This is a genomic window from Stutzerimonas sp. NM35, assembly GCF_054604355.1.
Genome location: NZ_CM137728.1, coordinates 495,261 through 510,863, shown reverse-complemented (window position 1 = coordinate 510,863; position 15,603 = coordinate 495,261). Strand labels below are relative to the sequence as shown.

Genomic DNA, 15,603 nt, shown 5'->3' with positions numbered 1-15,603 from the left:
CCAGGTCAGCGCAGCGTTGGCCCCTGGAGCCCCATCCACATTGCCAGCTGCGCGCCCACGCTGGCACCGAGTTTCTTGGTGAAGCGATCCAGCGGAGATTCCTTGACGGTGAAATCCACCAGTTTTTCCTCACCGATCACTTCCCGCGCCACATAGCCGGTGCTGCCCAGGGCGTCGATCAGCCCCAGCTCCAGAGCCTGCTCACCGGACCAGATCAGGCCGGAGAACAGCTCGGGATGTGCGTCCACCTGCAGTCGGTCGCCACGCCCTTGCTTGACGCTATCGATGAACTGGCGATGAGTGGTCGTCAGCACACTCCGCCAGAATTCGGTTTCTTCCTGCTTCTGCGGCTGGAACGGGTCGAGGAATGCCTTGTGCTCGCCGGAGGTATACACCCGCCGCTCGACGCCCAGCTTGTCCAGCGCCTCGACAAAGCCGAAGGTTGCAGCCGTCACCCCGATGGAACCCACCAGACTCGACTTGTCGGCATAGATTTCATCGGCGGCGCTGGCGATGTAATAAGCACCCGAAGCGCCCAAGTCGGTAATCACCGCGTAGACCTTGACCTGCGAATACTCGCCCCGCAGCCGGCGAATTTCATCGTAGATATAGCCCGACTGCACCGGACTGCCACCGGGACTGTTGATGCGCAGCACTACCGCCCGGGTGCCCGCATCCTCGAATGCCGCGCGCAACGCTCCGACTATGTTGTCGGCACTGGCCTGCTCCTGGTCGGCGATCATCCCGCGCACATTGATCACCGCGGTATGGCTGTCGCCGCCCTTCTTGTCGCCACCCAGTTGCAGCAGTGGCGAGAAAAGCGCCAGCGCCACGAACAGGTACAAAAAGGTCAGCGACTTGAAGAAGATCCCCCAGCGCCTGGCCCTGCGCTGCTCCTGCACACCCGCCAGCAGCGTCTTCTCCAGCAGTTTCCAGCTGTTTCGCTCTTCCTTGCTCCCCTCGACCGGGGCCTTCCATTCATCCGACATATCCACCTGCCTCAGCCGTACCTGCAGAGCGCAGCCACTGGCCGAGCTCCGAAAAACCATTGATCGCAAAACGCGGCGAACAGGCCTGCAGCACCTCGAAAGGCTGCGCACCGTAGCCGACCGCGACACTATCCACCCCGGCGCGCCTGGCCATCTCCAGGTCGAACACCGAATCGCCAATCATCAGCGCCTGCTCGGGCCTTGCCCCGCAGTGCGCCAGGATTTCCTGAATCATCAGAGGATGAGGCTTGCTGGCGGTTTCATCCGCGCAGCGCGTGACGTCGAAGAAATCCGTCAGCCCCTGCCCCGCGAGCACCCGGTCCAGCCCCTGCCGACCCTTGCCGGTCGCCACCGCGAGCAGATGCCCCTGCTCGCGAAACTGCCGCAAGCCCTCGGCAACGCCGGGATACAGCGCCGCAGGCTCGGCATCGAGCGCCAGGTAATGCTCGACATAGGCGTCTCTGAAGGCCGTCACCCTCGTCGCATCCGCCACCTGCGGATAGAGCACGGCAATGGCCTCAGGCAAGGCAAGCCCGATGATGCCCTTGATGGCGACCTCATCGAGCACCGGCAGGTCACAGGCCGTAGCCGCCGCGCAAACCGATTCGACGATGCGCCCGATGGAATCCATCAGGGTTCCGTCCCAATCGAAGATCAGCAGGCTGTAGTCACTCACCCAGGCGCTCCAGCGTGCGCGACCAGACCTCGTCCACCGGCGCTTCCAGGCTCAGCTCGCCGCCCTCGGGCAAGGGCACCCGCAATGCATGGGCGTGCAGAAACAGACGCTTGCCACCCAGTTCGCGAATCAACCCGGAAAACTCCTCATCGCCGTACTTGCTGTCGCCGGCAATGGCATGTCCGGCATGACGCGCATGCACACGGATCTGATGGGTGCGCCCGGTAATCGGCCTGGCCTCGACCAGCGTGGCGAAATCGCCGAAGCGACGCAGCACCCGGAACAGCGTCAGCGCCTCCTTGCCTTCCTCGGCGACCTCGACCATACGCTCGCCGGAACGCAGGGTATTTTTCAGCAGGGGCGCGCTGACCTGCTTCGTGCCTGTTTCCCAGCGACCACGCACCAGCGCCATATAGCGCTTGTCGACACCATCGCCACGCAGCGCCTGATGCAGATGGCGGAGCATGCTGCGCTTCTTGGCGATCATCAGCAGACCCGAGGTATCGCGATCCAGGCGATGCACCAGCTCCAGCTCCTTGGCATCGGGACGCAGCTGGCGCAGCGCTTCGATGACGCCGAAGCTGAGCCCGCTGCCGCCATGCACGGCGATGCCCGCCGGCTTGTTGAGCACGATCAGCGCCTTGTCTTCATAGACGATGGCCGCTTCCAGGCGTTCGAGCAGGCCCTGCGCCAACGGCACCGGCTCATCGCGCTCGGCCAGCCGCAATGGCGGCACACGCACCATATCGCCGGCCTGGAGCTTGTATTCAGGCTTGATCCGGCCTTTGTTGACCCGCACCTCACCCTTGCGCAGGATGCGGTAGATCAACGTCTTGGGCACGCCCTTGAGTTGAGTGCGGAGGAAGTTATCGATGCGCTGGCCGGCAAGTTCCGGCGAGACCTCGAGCATTTGCACGCCCGTGGTCTGAAGAGGGGTATTGGTCATCGGCGAATGGTATCAATTTTCATGCAATTGAAGCACTTAAACATTACTGTTATAGTCCCGTGCGCCGCCAAAAGCGGCCAGGTCCGAGGAAGCATGCGAAACAGCCATCCCCGACCGGAAACATGTTCGAGGACGTGAGGCCGTCCGACGCACCCTCTCTCAAGTAGCGACGAGGTTGCGAAACAAGCCTTGAAGACATGATGCGTGCCCCCTCTTTTGGGCAATCGCGATAATCGAAAACCCGCTCCCCGGATTCTGCGAGCGGCACCCGATTTTCAACGTATGCGTGTTGGGTCGAGATGCACAGCATCGGATTGCGTAGCAAAGGCTTACACAGACGTTTCATTCCGTCCGCTACCGATGCCTGATTCCTCCTCCCGAACCATTGCTGCTGTTTCGACAGCAAGCAGGAGACGTCGTCGCGACGCCGGCCCAACTGGCCTCACATCGCTGGACACTGGAGTGCCTTACAACCATTCCTGACGCACCTGACACCGACTGCGAGAGTCGTGTGTGCCGAACGCCGTTTCCGGATGCCACGGAAACCGACGGTACTACATGAAAAGAATGCTGATTAACGCAACCCAGCCCGAAGAGTTGCGCGTTGCACTGGTCGATGGCCAGCGACTGTTCGACCTGGATATCGAATCCGGTGCTCGCGAACAGAAGAAGGCCAACATCTACAAAGGCAAGATCACCCGCGTCGAAGCCAGCCTCGAAGCCGCTTTCGTCGATTTTGGCGCAGACCGCCACGGCTTCCTGCCGCTCAAGGAAATCTCCCGCGAATATTTCTCCAAGGCCCCCGAAGGCCGCGTCAACATCAAGGACGTCCTGAAGGAAGGCCAGGAAGTCATCGTCCAGGTCGAGAAGGAAGAGCGCGGCAACAAGGGCGCCGCCCTCACCACCTTCATCAGCCTGGCCGGTCGCTACCTCGTACTGATGCCGAACAACCCGCGTGCCGGTGGCATTTCGCGGCGCATCGAAGGCGAGGAACGCAACGAACTGCGTGAAGCGCTGAACGGCATCAATGTCCCCGCCGACATGGGCCTGATCGTGCGCACCGCCGGCCTCGGTCGCTCCAGCGAAGAGCTGCAGTGGGACCTCGACTACTTGGTGCAACTGTGGAGCGCCGTCAAGGAAGCCTCCCAGGACCGCCCCGCGCCCTTCCTGATCTATCAGGAATCCAACGTCATCATCCGCGCCATCCGCGACTACCTGCGCCAGGACATCGGCGAAGTGCTGATCGACAGCATCGATGCCCAGGAAGAGGCCCTGAGCTTCATCCAGCAGGTGATGCCGCAGTACGCCAGCAAGATCAAGCTGTACGAAGACAGCGTGCCGCTGTTCAACCGCTTCCAGATCGAAAGCCAGATCGAAACCGCCTTCCAGCGTGAAGTGAAACTGCCGTCCGGCGGCTCCATCGTCATCGACCCCACCGAAGCGCTGGTGTCCATCGACATCAACTCGGCGCGCGCCACCAAGGGCGGCGACATCGAGGAAACCGCGCTGCAGACCAACCTGGAAGCGGCCGAGGAAATCGCCCGCCAGCTGCGCCTACGCGATATCGGCGGCCTGATCGTCATCGACTTCATCGACATGACCCCGGCCAAGAACCAGCGCGCCGTGGAAGAGAAGGTCCGCGAAGCACTCGAAGCCGACCGTGCGCGCATCCAGGTCGGGCGCATCTCGCGCTTCGGCCTGCTGGAAATGTCCCGTCAGCGCCTGCGCCCCTCGCTGGGCGAAACCAGTGGCATCGTCTGCCCGCGCTGCAATGGCCAGGGCATCATCCGCGACGTCGAGTCGCTGTCGCTGGCCATCCTGCGCCTGATCGAGGAAGAGGCGCTGAAGGACCGCACCGCCGAGATTCGTGCTCGCGTGCCCTTCCAGGTGGCGGCTTTCCTGCTCAATGAAAAGCGCAACGCCATCACCAAGATCGAGCTGCGCACCCGCGCGCGTATCTTCATCCTGCCGGACGACCATCTGGAAACGCCGCATTTCGAAGTCCAGCGTCTGCGCGACGACAGCCCGGAAATCATGGCTGGCCAGGCCAGCTACGAGATGAGCCCGACTGAAGTCGAAGAGGCCCAGCCGGTCAGTTCGACCCGAACCCTGGTACGCCAGGAAGCGGCAGTCAAAACCGCACCACAACGCACGGCCCCTGCGCCCACAGCCAATCCGGCACCTGTCGCCGCTGCCGCGTCCGCCGCACCTGCCGCGCAGGAACCCAGCCTGTTCAAGGGACTGGTCAAATCCCTGGTTGGCCTGTTTGCCGGCAAGCAGGAAGAACCGGTCGTCGAAGTCGAGAAGAAACCTGCAACCAGCAATCGCCCGCAGCGCAACGATGAGCGTCGCAGCGGTCGCCAGCAGAACCGTCGCCGTGACTCGCGTGGCAACCGTGACGAAGAGCGCAAGCCTCGGGAAGAGCGCGCCCCACGTGAAGAGCGTCAGCCTCGCGAAGAGCGCCAGCCACGTCCGCCACGCGAAGAGCGCAAGCCCCGCGAGCCGCGCGAAGCGCTGGAAACCGGCGAAAGCACTGCGCAGCCGCAGCCACGTCGCGAGCGCGCACCCCGCGAGGAGCGCCAGCCGCGTGAAGAACGCAAGCGCGAGCTGCGTGCGCCGATCGACGAGATCGATCAGTCCACCACGACCGTGAGCGAAGGGACCACCGAGCGCAAGCCGCGCCCGCCACGTGAAGAGCGCAAGCCTCGCGTCGAACAGGTTGCGAGCGAGGAAGCCCTGCAGCAGGACGAAGAAACACTGGAAGGCGCCATCGACGAGCAGGATTCCACCGAGGGCGGCGACCGTCCGCGTCGCCGCTCCCGTGGCCAGCGTCGCCGCAGCAACCGTCGCGATCGCCAGCGTGATGCCAATGGCAACGAGATCGACAGCGAAAACGAAACCGAGACCGGCAACGTCAGCGAAAGCAATGCCCCGGTGAAATCCGAGCAGGTAGCCATCGCCGCAACCGCCGCCGCTCTGGTGGCCAACACTGCCGATACCGAGCCCGCACCGTCGGCGCCTGCGATCGAGACTGAAACAGCTGCGCAGCAAGCCCCCGTTGCGCCTGTACCTGTAGAAGCCGAACAGGCACAGCCGGAAGCCGTGGTCGAAGCGCCGGTCAACGTCGTTGCAGAAGCAGAACCGGTCGAAGCCCAGCCGTCCGCGCCAGAGCCGGTCGCAAGCACGCCCGCCCCTGCTGTCGAAGAGCCCGCAGCGGTTGTCGTCGCCGAACCTGTCCCAGCCGTTGAAGCCCAGCCTGCCGCTCCGGCGCCGGTGCTGACGCCTTCGGGTCGCGCACCCAACGACCCGCGTGAAGTACGTCGCCGTCGTCGCGAGGAAGAACGCCTGGCCAAGGAAGCCGCTGAAGCCCAAGCCAGAGCCGCCAGCGAGGCACAGACCGCCGCCGAGCAGCCTCTGGCCAGCCCGGAAATCGTTGCCGCCGACCCTGTCGCCGAGCAAGCGCCCACCGAGCAAGCCGCGGAAACGCCGGTCGCCCTTGTGGAAGATGCCCCTGTCGCACCGGTCGAACAACCGGCTGTCGATAGCCAGGCGCCTGCCAGCGAGCCTTCCCCGGCAAGCGAAGTGGAAAAAGGCAACGAGTCTGACGACGATGAAAATCGCCAACGCTGAAACATCGCGTTGACAGGGATGCTCCGGCATCCCGAGTGAAAACCAAACCCCGCCTCAGTGCGGGGTTTTGTTTTTGAGCGCCAGGCGCAGCGATGCAAGCCTGGTTTCGGGTATTGGCAACCGACCAAAGCCGCGATTGCCATCTTATTGCCAGCAGCCGAACATTGCGCCCGCTCACCTAACGAAAGCACCTTTCCAAGGACGCCGGATGAACCTGTCGCTGACCAATCGCTACGCATTCTTCGTCTGCTGCATCCTGATCACGCTGCTGAGCCTGCCCTGGCTCGCCAGCCTGTGGCCGCTGACCCTGATTGCCGCCCTGCTCAGCCTCATCGGCATCAATGACCTGCGCCAAACACGGCAGGCCGTTCGCCGCAACTACCCCATCCTCGGCAACCTGCGCTACCTGATCGAAACCATCCGACCGGAGATTCGCCAATACCTGCTTGAAAATGACAACGATCCGCTGCCCTTCTCCCGCGCGCAGCGCTCGCTGGTCTATGCCCGCGCGAAGAACCAGGTCGCCGACAAAGCCTTCGGCACCCTCACCGATGTCTATGGCTCAGGTTTCGAATTCATCAGCCATTCGATCCGCACCGCTGCCCACAGCGACCCACAGACCTTCCGGGTAACCATCGGCGGCCCGCAATGCACACAACCCTACAACGCCTCGATATTCAACATCTCGGCCATGAGCTTCGGCTCGCTCAGCGCCAACGCCATCCGCGCACTGAATCGCGGCGCAAAGATGGGCGGCTTCGCCCACGACACAGGGGAAGGCAGCATCAGCCCCTACCATCGTGAACATGGCGGCGATCTGATCTGGGAACTGGGCAGCGGCTACTTCGGCTGTCGCGACGAACAGGGCGCCTTCGACCCGCAGCGCTTCGCCGAACAGGCACGCCAGCCGCAGGTGAAGATGATCGAAATAAAGCTCAGCCAGGGCGCCAAACCCGGACACGGCGGCATTCTGCCGAAACACAAGATCAGCGCGGAAATCGCCGCCACCCGTGGCGTGCCCATGGACCGCGACTGCATATCGCCCGCCAGCCACAGCAGCTTCTCGACACCGCTGGAATTGCTCGCCTTCATTGCCCAGTTACGCGAGCTCAGTGGCGGCAAGCCCGTTGGGTTCAAGCTTTGCCTGGGTCACCCCTGGGAGTTCATGGCCATCGCCAAGGCCATGCTGCAGAGCGGCATTCTGCCGGACTTCATCGTCATCGACGGCAAGGAAGGCGGCACCGGCGCCGCGCCCCTGGAGTTTTCCAACCACATCGGCGTACCCATGCGCGAGGGTCTGCTGTTCGCACACAACACCCTGGTGGGGCTGAACCTGCGCGAACACATCAAGCTCGGCGCCAGCGGCAAGATCATCAGCGCCTTTGATATCCTCAGCGTACTGGCCATCGGCGCCGACTGGGCCAACTCGGCACGTGGCTTCATGTTCGCCATCGGCTGCATCCAGTCGCAGAGCTGCCACACCAACAAATGCCCGACCGGCGTGGCCACCCAGGATCCGCTGCGCCAACGCGCCCTGGTGGTGCCTGACAAGGCCGAACGCGTCTACAACTATCACCGCAACACGCTCAAGGCGCTGTCGGAAATGCTCGCCGCAGCCGGCCTCGAACATCCCGGACAACTGGAGCCCAGGCATCTGGTGCGACGCATCTCCGCGACGCAGATCAGCCTGTTTTCCCAGTTGCACGTCTTTCTCGAACCCGGCGCCCTGCTGCGCGAGGATCTGGAAGGCGATTTCTATCCGAAGATGTGGAAGATGGCCCAGGCGGAAAGCTTCGAGGCGCGCATCGAGTGAGGCGCCTGATCAGCCTTCGATGACGTTCGGCTCGATTTCCAGCGCTACCCCGAAGCGCGTTGCGATATCCGCCTGGATGCGCCGCGCCAGCGCCAGGATCTGCTGGCCACTGGCCTGACCATGGTTGACCAGCACCAGCGCCTGCAAGCCGTGTACCCCGGCGTCGCCGTCGCGAAAGCCCTTCCAGCCAGCCTGCTCGATCAGCCAGCCGGCGGCGAGCTTGACCTGGCCATCGGCCTGGGGAAACGCCACCAGATCCGGATAGCGCTTGCGCAGCCCGTCGGCCAGCGCCTGCGGCACCAGGGGATTCTTGAAGAAACTGCCGGCATTGCCCAGCACCTGCGGATCGGGCAGCTTTTCCCGGCGAATGGCGCAGACCGCCTCACTGACGTCCCGTGCTGTCGGCTGCTCCACGCCCATCTGCCGCAGCCGTTGGCGCAGCGGGCCGTAGTCCAGTTGCAGCCGCGCGCTGCGCTGCAGGGCGAAGCGCACCCGCAGGATGATGTAGCGCCCCGCCTGCTGCTTGAACAGGCTGTCGCGATACCCGAAGGCACAGGCCTTCGCATCGAACTCGCACAGCTCGCCGCTCGTGCGGTCGAGCGCGGTCAGGCCGGCGAAAACATCGCTGATCTCCACGCCGTAGGCGCCGACGTTCTGGATCGGCGCGGCGCCCACGGTGCCGGGAATCAGGCTCAGGTTCTCCAGGCCGGCCAGGCCCAGCGCCAGACTGTGCAGCACGAAGGGATGCCAGGGCTCGCCCGCCTCCGCCTCCAGCACGACCCGGTCACCATCGTCAGACAGCACGCGAATGCCGCGACTGACCAGGCGCAGCACCAGCGCCTCCACATCCGTGGCGAGCAACAGGTTGCTGCCGCCCCCGAGCACGCGCAGGGGCAAACCCAGACGCTGCGCCGCGGCCAGCGCCTCGCGCACCTCATGGTCATCACGGGCTTCGGCGAAGCAACGCGCGCGGGCCTCCAACGCAAAGGTATTGAATGGCTTGAGCGAACGGTTCTCCTCGACAAGCAGGCTCACAGACGCGTCCTGATTTCATTCAGCAGCGCGGCACTGGCCTGCTCAACCAGATCCAGCACATGTTCGAAGCCGTCATCGCCACCGTAATAGGGGTCCGGCACCGCATCGCAGCCCAGCTCGTAACGCCTGAGAAAAAGATCCAGTTCGGCGCGACCATTGGCCGGCTGCATCTGCCGCAGGTAGGCCAGGTTGTCGTGATCCATGGCCAGGATCAGGTCGAACTGCTGGAAATCCTCGGCACAGACCTGGCGCGCCCGCAACGGCGCGAGATCGTAGCCACGGCGACCAGCGAACTGGCAGCTGCGGCCATCCGGCGCCTTGCCCCGGTGCCAGTCAGCCGTGCCGGCGGAATCGATATGGATTCGCTCCGCCAGGCCAGCCGCCTGCACCTGATGACGAAACACCGCTTCGGCGGTGGGCGAGCGGCAGATATTGCCCAGGCAGACGAACAGAACCTTCACGCTCAGGCTCCCAGCAGATGGCGAACGCGCTGCAGGTCTTCCGGCGTATCGACCCCGGTCGGCGGCGCTTCGATGGCATCGGCGACGTGAATACGCTGGCCATGCCAGAGCGCACGCAATTGTTCCAGGCACTCGGTGCTTTCCAGCCAGCAGGGTCCCCAGGCGACGAAGTCGGCAAGAAAACCGGCGCGATAGGCGTAGATGCCGATATGGCGGCGATAGGGTACGCCATGCGGCAGCACGCTACGATCCTGCGCGAAGTCATCACGCGCCCAGGGCAAGGGCGCACGGCTGAACGTCAGCGCCAGGCCATTGATATCGCTGAGCACCTTGACCACGTTGGGGTTGAACAGCGCCTGGGCATCGGCGAGCGGCTCGGCCAGGGTGGCGATGGCCGCCTCCGGGTGCGCCGCCAGATTGGCCGCCACCTGATCGATGACCGCCGGTGGAATCATCGGCTCGTCACCCTGCACGTTGACCACGATGGCATCCGCCGCCAGCCCCAGGGTCGCCGCCACCTCGGCCAGGCGGTCGGTGCCGGATTCGTGATCGGGCCGGGTCAGCAGCACTTCGGCACCGAATGCGCGGCAGGCGTCGACGATGCGCGCATCATCGGTCGCCACCACCACCCGCTGCGCCGCACTCTTGCGCGCCTGTTCCCAGACATGACGAATCATCGGCTGGCCGGCGATCTCCTGCAGGGGTTTGCCCGGCAGGCGGCTGGAGGCATAGCGCGCCGGAATCACCACGGTGAAGGCAGGTTTCATTTATCGAGCCGCTCGTCCACGTCCAGGGTGCGGGCCTCGCCTTCGAGCATCACCGGAATGCCGTCACGCACCGGAAAGGCCATGGCATCGACCTTGCAGATCAGTTCGGACTTGTCGTCGGCCAGCTTCAACGGGCCTTTGCACAGCGGGCAGGCGAGAATATCGAGCAGTTTGGTATCCATGGGCGGTCCTTGGATGCAGCCGGGCGCAACGGACGGCGCGAGCGGCTCAGGAAGATTGGGGCAGCAAGCGGTCCAGCCGGGTATCGAACCAGGACACGAAGGCCGCTGAAGGCTCGGCCTGGACCTGCAGATAACTCCAGCCCGGCAACGCGAATGCCCGGCATTTGACCGCATCCTTCTCGGTCATCACCAGCGGTAGCGCGGGGCTGAAACTCAGCTGCTCAGGGCTATAGCAGGCATGATCGGCGAAGGGGTGCGGAATCGGTCGCCAGTGTAGCGCCTCGAGCGTGGTGAAGAAACGCTGCGGATTGCCGATGCCGGCCACCGCATGCAGCTGCTGATCAGGCGGGAAGTGATCCAGTGGCCAGGCATCGCCGCTGGCCAGTTCGATCAGCCGCGAGGGACGCAGGGTGAAGCCATAGCCCTCGGCGCTGTCGGCTTCGGCACCGTTGAGCAGCACCGCATCGACGCTCTGCAATCTGTCGGCAGGCTCGCGCAACGGACCGGCAGGCAGGCAGCGCCGGTTGCCCAGCCCGCGCACGGCGTCGATCAGCACCAGCTCCAGATCACGGGCGAGCCGATAGTGCTGCAGACCGTCATCGGACAGGATCAGGTCCAGCGGCTCGCTTTCGAGCAGCGCGCGAACGGCGCGTGAACGGTCCGGGTCGATCATCAGCGGCACCCCGGTGCGCTGCACGATCAGCAACGGCTCGTCGCCCACCTCCGCCGCCGAATGTTCGGGCAGCACGCGCCAGGGATAGGAAGGCGGCCGTGCGCCGTAACCCCGGCTGACCACGCCGACCTTCAGTCCGCGCCGGCGGCAATGTTCGATCAACCAGAGAATCAGCGGCGTCTTGCCGGTGCCACCCACCGTGATGTTGCCCACCACGATGACCGGCACCGGCGCCCGGTAACTGTCGGCGCTGCCGGCGAGGAATTTCCTGCGCCTGGTGGTGACCACCCGCCGATACAGCGCCTCCAGTGGAGAGAGCAGAGACAGGGCCGGATGCCCCTTATACCAGGCGCGCTGCAGGCGATCGACGAATGACATCAGGGCTCCGGCTGGGCCTCGACCGTGGTGATGCGCAGGTGCGAAAAACCGAGCTTGCCGGCTGCATCCATGGCCGTCACCACCGCCTGATGCGGTGCCTTGCCGTCAGCGCTGATGATCATCGGCAGGCTGGTGTCGCCCCCCGATTCCTTGCTGAGCGCAGCCATCAGGGTGCTCAGGTCATGTCTGATCAGCGGGTTGCCATTGAGGCTGAAATGGCCCTCGACATCGATCAGCACTTCCAGCTGCCTGCTTTCGGCTGCCTGCGGCGGTGTGCCGCTGGCCGCTTCCGGCAGATCCACCTGGAGCTGGGTTTCACGGGTAAAAGTGGTGGTGACCACGAAGAACAGCAGCAGAATGAATACCACGTCGATCAGCGGCGCCAGACCGATATCGACATTCTCCCGCGCCTTGCGCCTGAACTTCACGCCTTGCCCTCACCGAGATCGACATCACGGTCGCCCTGCACCACCTCGACCAGCTTGATGGCTTCCTGCTCCATGCCGACCACCAGTTCCTCGACGCGGCGCATCAGGAAACGATGGAAGAACAGCGCCGGAATACCCACCATCAATCCCGCCGCCGTGGTGATCAGCGCCTTGGAGATGCCGGAGGCGAGCAACGAGGCATTGGCCATGCCCGAGCCCATGAAGGCGCTGAAGATTTCGATCATGCCGAGCACCGTGCCGAGCAGGCCGAGCAACGGTGCGATGCCGGCGATGGTACCGAGCGCGTTGAGGTAGCGCTCGAGATCATGAATCACCCGCGCCGCCGCTTCCTCGATGCACTCCTTCATGATTTCACGACCATGTTTCGAGTTGGCCAGCCCCGCCGCCAGGATTTCACCCAGCGGCGAATCGGCGCGCAGCTCCTTGAGTTTCTGGTTGCTGAGCTTCTTGTCCTTGATCCATTTCCATACTTGCCCCAGCAGGTGGGGTGGCGTCACGCGGCTCGGTCGCAGGGTCCACAACCGCTCGGCAACGATGCCTGCCGCAGCGATGGAACACAGAATGATGGGCAGCATGATCCAGCCACCCGCTTTGACAAGCTCCCACACGAGATGAATCCCCCTCGAAAAAGTGGCGCAACTCTAGCATAGGAGCGACACCCCGCCGACGGCCCCGGTTCTCATTTTTCCCGCCAGAAGCGCCGCTCGCCACGCAAGCCCAGAGCCGGTTCGAAGCTGCCGAGGCGAATCCTGATGGCGCCCAGCTCGGCGGTATCGTGGAGCGCCACGCCCGATGCCTGCAGACGCCGGAGCACATCCGGATGCGGATGACCGAATGCGTTGTGCAGACTGCGGGAAACCAGCGCATCACTGGCACCGACCGCCTCGATGAAAGCCGCCGAAGAGGAACTGCGACTGCCATGGTGCGGCAGCAACAGCCAGTGCGCCGCGATGTCCATGTCGCTTGCCTGCAGCGCACGCTCGGCGGACACATCGATATCGCCGGTAAGCAGCAGGCGTTCGCCACCGGCCTCGACCAGCAGTACACAGGACGCCTGGTTGCCGTTGCGCGCCCCGGACCATTGCCAGAGCACAAAGCGCACGCCATCCCACTCCCAGCGCTCGCCGGACCGACAGCTTTCGGCGTCCAGCGTGGCCGGCAGTCTTTGCGGCTCGCCACTGATGACCCGTGGCGCCGGCATATGCCGCTGGATCGCCATGGCACCACCGGCATGATCGCTGTCGGCATGGCTGAGAATCAGCAGATCCAGGCTCTGCAACCCAAGCGCGCGCAACGAGGGAAACACCACGCGCTCACCCATATCGAAATCGCCATAACGCGGCCCGGCATCGTAGAGCAGCGCATGCTCTCGGGTACGCACCAGCACTGCCAACCCCTGGCCCACATCCAGCACCCAGACCTGCGCCTGTCCCGCTGGCCGCTCCTCTGCCGGAGGAAACAGCAGCGGCGCCAGCAACACCAGCCCCAAAGCCCTGAAAGGTACGCCGGCAGGCAGCAGAAGCAGCAGCATGCCCAACGCCACCAGCAGCCAGCACCACAGCGGCAGCGCGCTGGAAAACCAGGCGGGCTGCCATCCGGCCAGCACTTCCAGCACGGCAAACAGCGCCACCAGCAAGCCACCGGCCAGCCACAGCAACCCTTCGCCGACACCCGGCAGCCACAGCAACGCCGTCCCCAGCAGGGACAACGGCACGATCAGCACACCCACCAACGGCACCGCGAACAGATTGGCCAACGGCCCGCTGATACTCACCGGCAGGCCCAGCGCCAGCAGCGCCGGCAACAACCCCAGAGCCATGCACCATTGCGCGCGCCCCAGGGCGTACCACCAGTTCCAGATGCCGAGCCGGCCACGAAAGATCAGGATCAGCAACGCCACCGCCGCGAACGACAGCCAGAAACCGGACTGGAGACTGACCAGCGGCTCGATCAGCAGCACTGCATCGAAGACCGCCAGCAACGGCAACCAGATGCCCAGATGCCGAAAGCGCAGGCGCCAGATGAGTACCAGCGCGACCATCATGCAGGCGCGCTGGACCGGCACCTCGAAGCCCGCCAGCCAGCCGTAGCCGAGAGCACCGAACAGCGCCAACCCGCATGCGCAAGGCAACCAGGGCAGCCGTGCCGGCCACAGGCCCCAGCGCACCAGCAACACCACCAGGCCATAGAGCAGGCCGGCGAGCATGCTCACATGCTGTCCGGAGATCACCATCAGGTGGATGGTTCCCGTGTCCTGCAGGGTGCGCCAGTCAGCGGTTGCCAGCCCGCTGGCATCACCCACCACCAGTGCCGCGATGGCGCCAGCGCGCCCCTGCGCCTCGGTATCCAACAGGCGCTGGCGCAGCCGGTCACGCCAGGCCTGGTATCCCGTCGCGGAATCTATCCGCTCACCGGCCTTGATCGTACCGTTGGCGCCGATCCGGCCTGCCAGCAACCAGGCTTCGTAATCGAATGAATGGGGATTGACCAGGCCTCGCGGTCGTTTCAGTTTGGCTGCCAGCCGCCAGCGCTCCCCGGCCTGCAGCGCCGGCCCACCGTGCCAGGCCAGGCGCACCCGCGAAGGCAGGCCGGCATGCCGCGAGGTGATATCCACCAGCTCGAAGCGCACCACGCCATCACGCACGTCCGGCAGGCCGACCACTCGCCCTTCCAGCCAGAAGGTGCGTCCATCGAGTTCAGTCGGGAGGCGATCATCCAGCGCCCACTGGGCGCTCAGGCAGGCCCAGCCAAGCCCGAAGAAGAAGAAAGCCAGCGCCCGGCAGCGCGTCGGCAGTAATGCCAGACCGGCCACAAGCATGACAGGCAGCGCCCACATCGGTGGCAGCTGCGGTAGAAAACGCAGCAGTAGCAGGCCTGCCGCCAGCGCCAGCATCGCTGTACGCATTGCATCTCCCGGAATCCTTTCCACAGGGATGGACACGCCCCGAAGTCACTCAGGCGGTCCGTTACGACGGTTTCGACATCCTGTCGAACGCAGCGCAGTTATACCTAATGTCACAAACTCCTGGCAGGAGCAGGTCTCGTTTCAGGCATAATCACGAAGCTTAAGCCTGCCAGAGAAACACCATGCCGCGTCGTTTTTTCAAACGCTACATGCCGCATCCGGATCGTATAAAGGAGAACAAGTCCCTGCGGTTTCTGGGCGCGCTGATCCATGACCCCAACCTCTGGCATCTCAACCGTCATTCAGTATCACGCGCCATGGCCATCGGTCTGTTCTGGGCGATGATCCCGATGCCCATGCAGATGCTCGCGGCAGCAATTTGCGCACTGCCCGCCCGCGCCAACCTGCCAATCGCAGTCGGTCTGGTCTGGCTGACCAATCCACTGACGATGCCGCCGGTGTTTTATTGCAACTACAAGATCGGCACCTGGCTGATGGACACACCCGCCGTGAGCATGCCGGATGAACTGACCCTGGCCTGGGTTACCCAGCTACTGCGGAGCCATTGGCAACCGTTGTATCTGGGCTCCTTCGTGGCGGCCGTGACGCTCGCCGTGCTGGGCTATGTCGCAACCCAGGCCTACTGGCGCTGGTGGGTGGGGCGTAGCTGGCGCAAGCGCCAGCAGGACCGCCGCTGAA

Annotated in this window: 14 protein-coding genes; 3 read left to right on the top strand and 11 right to left on the bottom strand. The window is 64.3% G+C overall.

The features are described 5' to 3' along the window. Window positions 1-5: 5 nt before the first annotated feature. The 3 genes from sppA to rluC are packed head-to-tail and all read right to left on the bottom strand — an operon-like array spanning window position 6 to window position 2,611. Window positions 6-989 (bottom strand): signal peptide peptidase SppA, encoded by a 984-nt coding sequence (gene sppA, locus ACYCFC_RS02370; RefSeq protein WP_459653046.1) that lies wholly within the window; start codon window positions 987-989, stop codon window positions 6-8. Beyond that, window positions 979-1,665, bottom strand: a complete 687-nt coding sequence (locus ACYCFC_RS02365; RefSeq protein ID WP_459653045.1) for an HAD-IA family hydrolase — start codon at window positions 1,663-1,665, stop codon at window positions 979-981. The genes sppA and ACYCFC_RS02365 overlap by 11 nt, the downstream gene beginning before the upstream one ends. Then, a complete protein-coding gene (rluC, locus tag ACYCFC_RS02360) occupies window positions 1,658-2,611 on the bottom strand; it encodes a 23S rRNA pseudouridine(955/2504/2580) synthase RluC (RefSeq protein WP_459653044.1) in 954 nt (317 codons plus the stop codon). The genes ACYCFC_RS02365 and rluC overlap by 8 nt, the downstream gene beginning before the upstream one ends. 558 nt (window positions 2,612-3,169) lie before the next feature. Here rluC and rne point away from each other — a divergent pair. Both rne and ACYCFC_RS02350 read left to right on the top strand, forming a co-directional pair. After that, window positions 3,170-6,241, top strand: a complete 3,072-nt coding sequence (gene rne / locus ACYCFC_RS02355; RefSeq protein ID WP_459653043.1) for a ribonuclease E — start codon at window positions 3,170-3,172, stop codon at window positions 6,239-6,241. 208 nt (window positions 6,242-6,449) lie between these two features. After that, window positions 6,450-8,054: an FMN-binding glutamate synthase family protein gene (locus ACYCFC_RS02350; RefSeq protein ID WP_459653042.1), complete on the top strand. Its 1,605-nt coding sequence runs from the start codon at window positions 6,450-6,452 to the stop codon at window positions 8,052-8,054. 9 nt (window positions 8,055-8,063) lie between these two features. Here ACYCFC_RS02350 and murB read toward each other — a convergent pair whose 3' ends face one another. From murB to ACYCFC_RS02310, 8 genes are all read right to left on the bottom strand, one after another. Further along, window positions 8,064-9,089: a UDP-N-acetylmuramate dehydrogenase gene (gene murB / locus ACYCFC_RS02345; RefSeq protein ID WP_459653041.1), complete on the bottom strand. Its 1,026-nt coding sequence runs from the start codon at window positions 9,087-9,089 to the stop codon at window positions 8,064-8,066. Further along, window positions 9,086-9,550, bottom strand: a complete 465-nt coding sequence (locus ACYCFC_RS02340; RefSeq protein WP_459653040.1) for a low molecular weight protein-tyrosine-phosphatase — start codon at window positions 9,548-9,550, stop codon at window positions 9,086-9,088. Before ACYCFC_RS02340 ends, murB begins: the two co-directional genes overlap by 4 nt. A gap of 2 nt (window positions 9,551-9,552) precedes the next feature. Continuing rightward, window positions 9,553-10,317: a 3-deoxy-manno-octulosonate cytidylyltransferase gene (gene kdsB / locus ACYCFC_RS02335; RefSeq protein ID WP_181082374.1), complete on the bottom strand. Its 765-nt coding sequence runs from the start codon at window positions 10,315-10,317 to the stop codon at window positions 9,553-9,555. Further along, complete coding sequence (locus ACYCFC_RS02330) at window positions 10,314-10,499, bottom strand: Trm112 family protein (RefSeq protein ID WP_037021556.1); 186 nt, start codon at window positions 10,497-10,499, stop codon at window positions 10,314-10,316. The genes kdsB and ACYCFC_RS02330 overlap by 4 nt, the downstream gene beginning before the upstream one ends. Before the next feature lie 46 nt (window positions 10,500-10,545). After that, the gene (gene lpxK, locus ACYCFC_RS02325) at window positions 10,546-11,550 is read right to left on the bottom strand and encodes a tetraacyldisaccharide 4'-kinase (RefSeq protein ID WP_459653039.1); all 1,005 of its coding nucleotides are present in this window, start codon (window positions 11,548-11,550) and stop codon (window positions 10,546-10,548) included. Beyond that, window positions 11,550-11,978: a biopolymer transporter ExbD gene (locus ACYCFC_RS02320; protein ID WP_181082376.1), complete on the bottom strand. Its 429-nt coding sequence runs from the start codon at window positions 11,976-11,978 to the stop codon at window positions 11,550-11,552. The genes lpxK and ACYCFC_RS02320 overlap by 1 nt, the downstream gene beginning before the upstream one ends. Beyond that, window positions 11,975-12,607, bottom strand: a complete 633-nt coding sequence (locus ACYCFC_RS02315; protein ID WP_181082377.1) for a MotA/TolQ/ExbB proton channel family protein — start codon at window positions 12,605-12,607, stop codon at window positions 11,975-11,977. Before ACYCFC_RS02315 ends, ACYCFC_RS02320 begins: the two co-directional genes overlap by 4 nt. A 71-nt stretch (window positions 12,608-12,678) precedes the next feature. After that, window positions 12,679-14,904 carry a DNA internalization-related competence protein ComEC/Rec2 gene (locus tag ACYCFC_RS02310; RefSeq protein WP_459653038.1) on the bottom strand — a complete coding sequence of 742 codons (2,226 nt, stop codon included), beginning with the start codon at window positions 14,902-14,904 and terminating at the stop codon, window positions 12,679-12,681. A gap of 182 nt (window positions 14,905-15,086) precedes the next feature. On the opposite strand from ACYCFC_RS02310, the gene ACYCFC_RS02305 reads away from it, so the two are divergent. Continuing rightward, a complete protein-coding gene (locus ACYCFC_RS02305) occupies window positions 15,087-15,602 on the top strand; it encodes a DUF2062 domain-containing protein (protein ID WP_181082379.1) in 516 nt (171 codons plus the stop codon). Window position 15,603 lies beyond the last annotated feature (1 nt).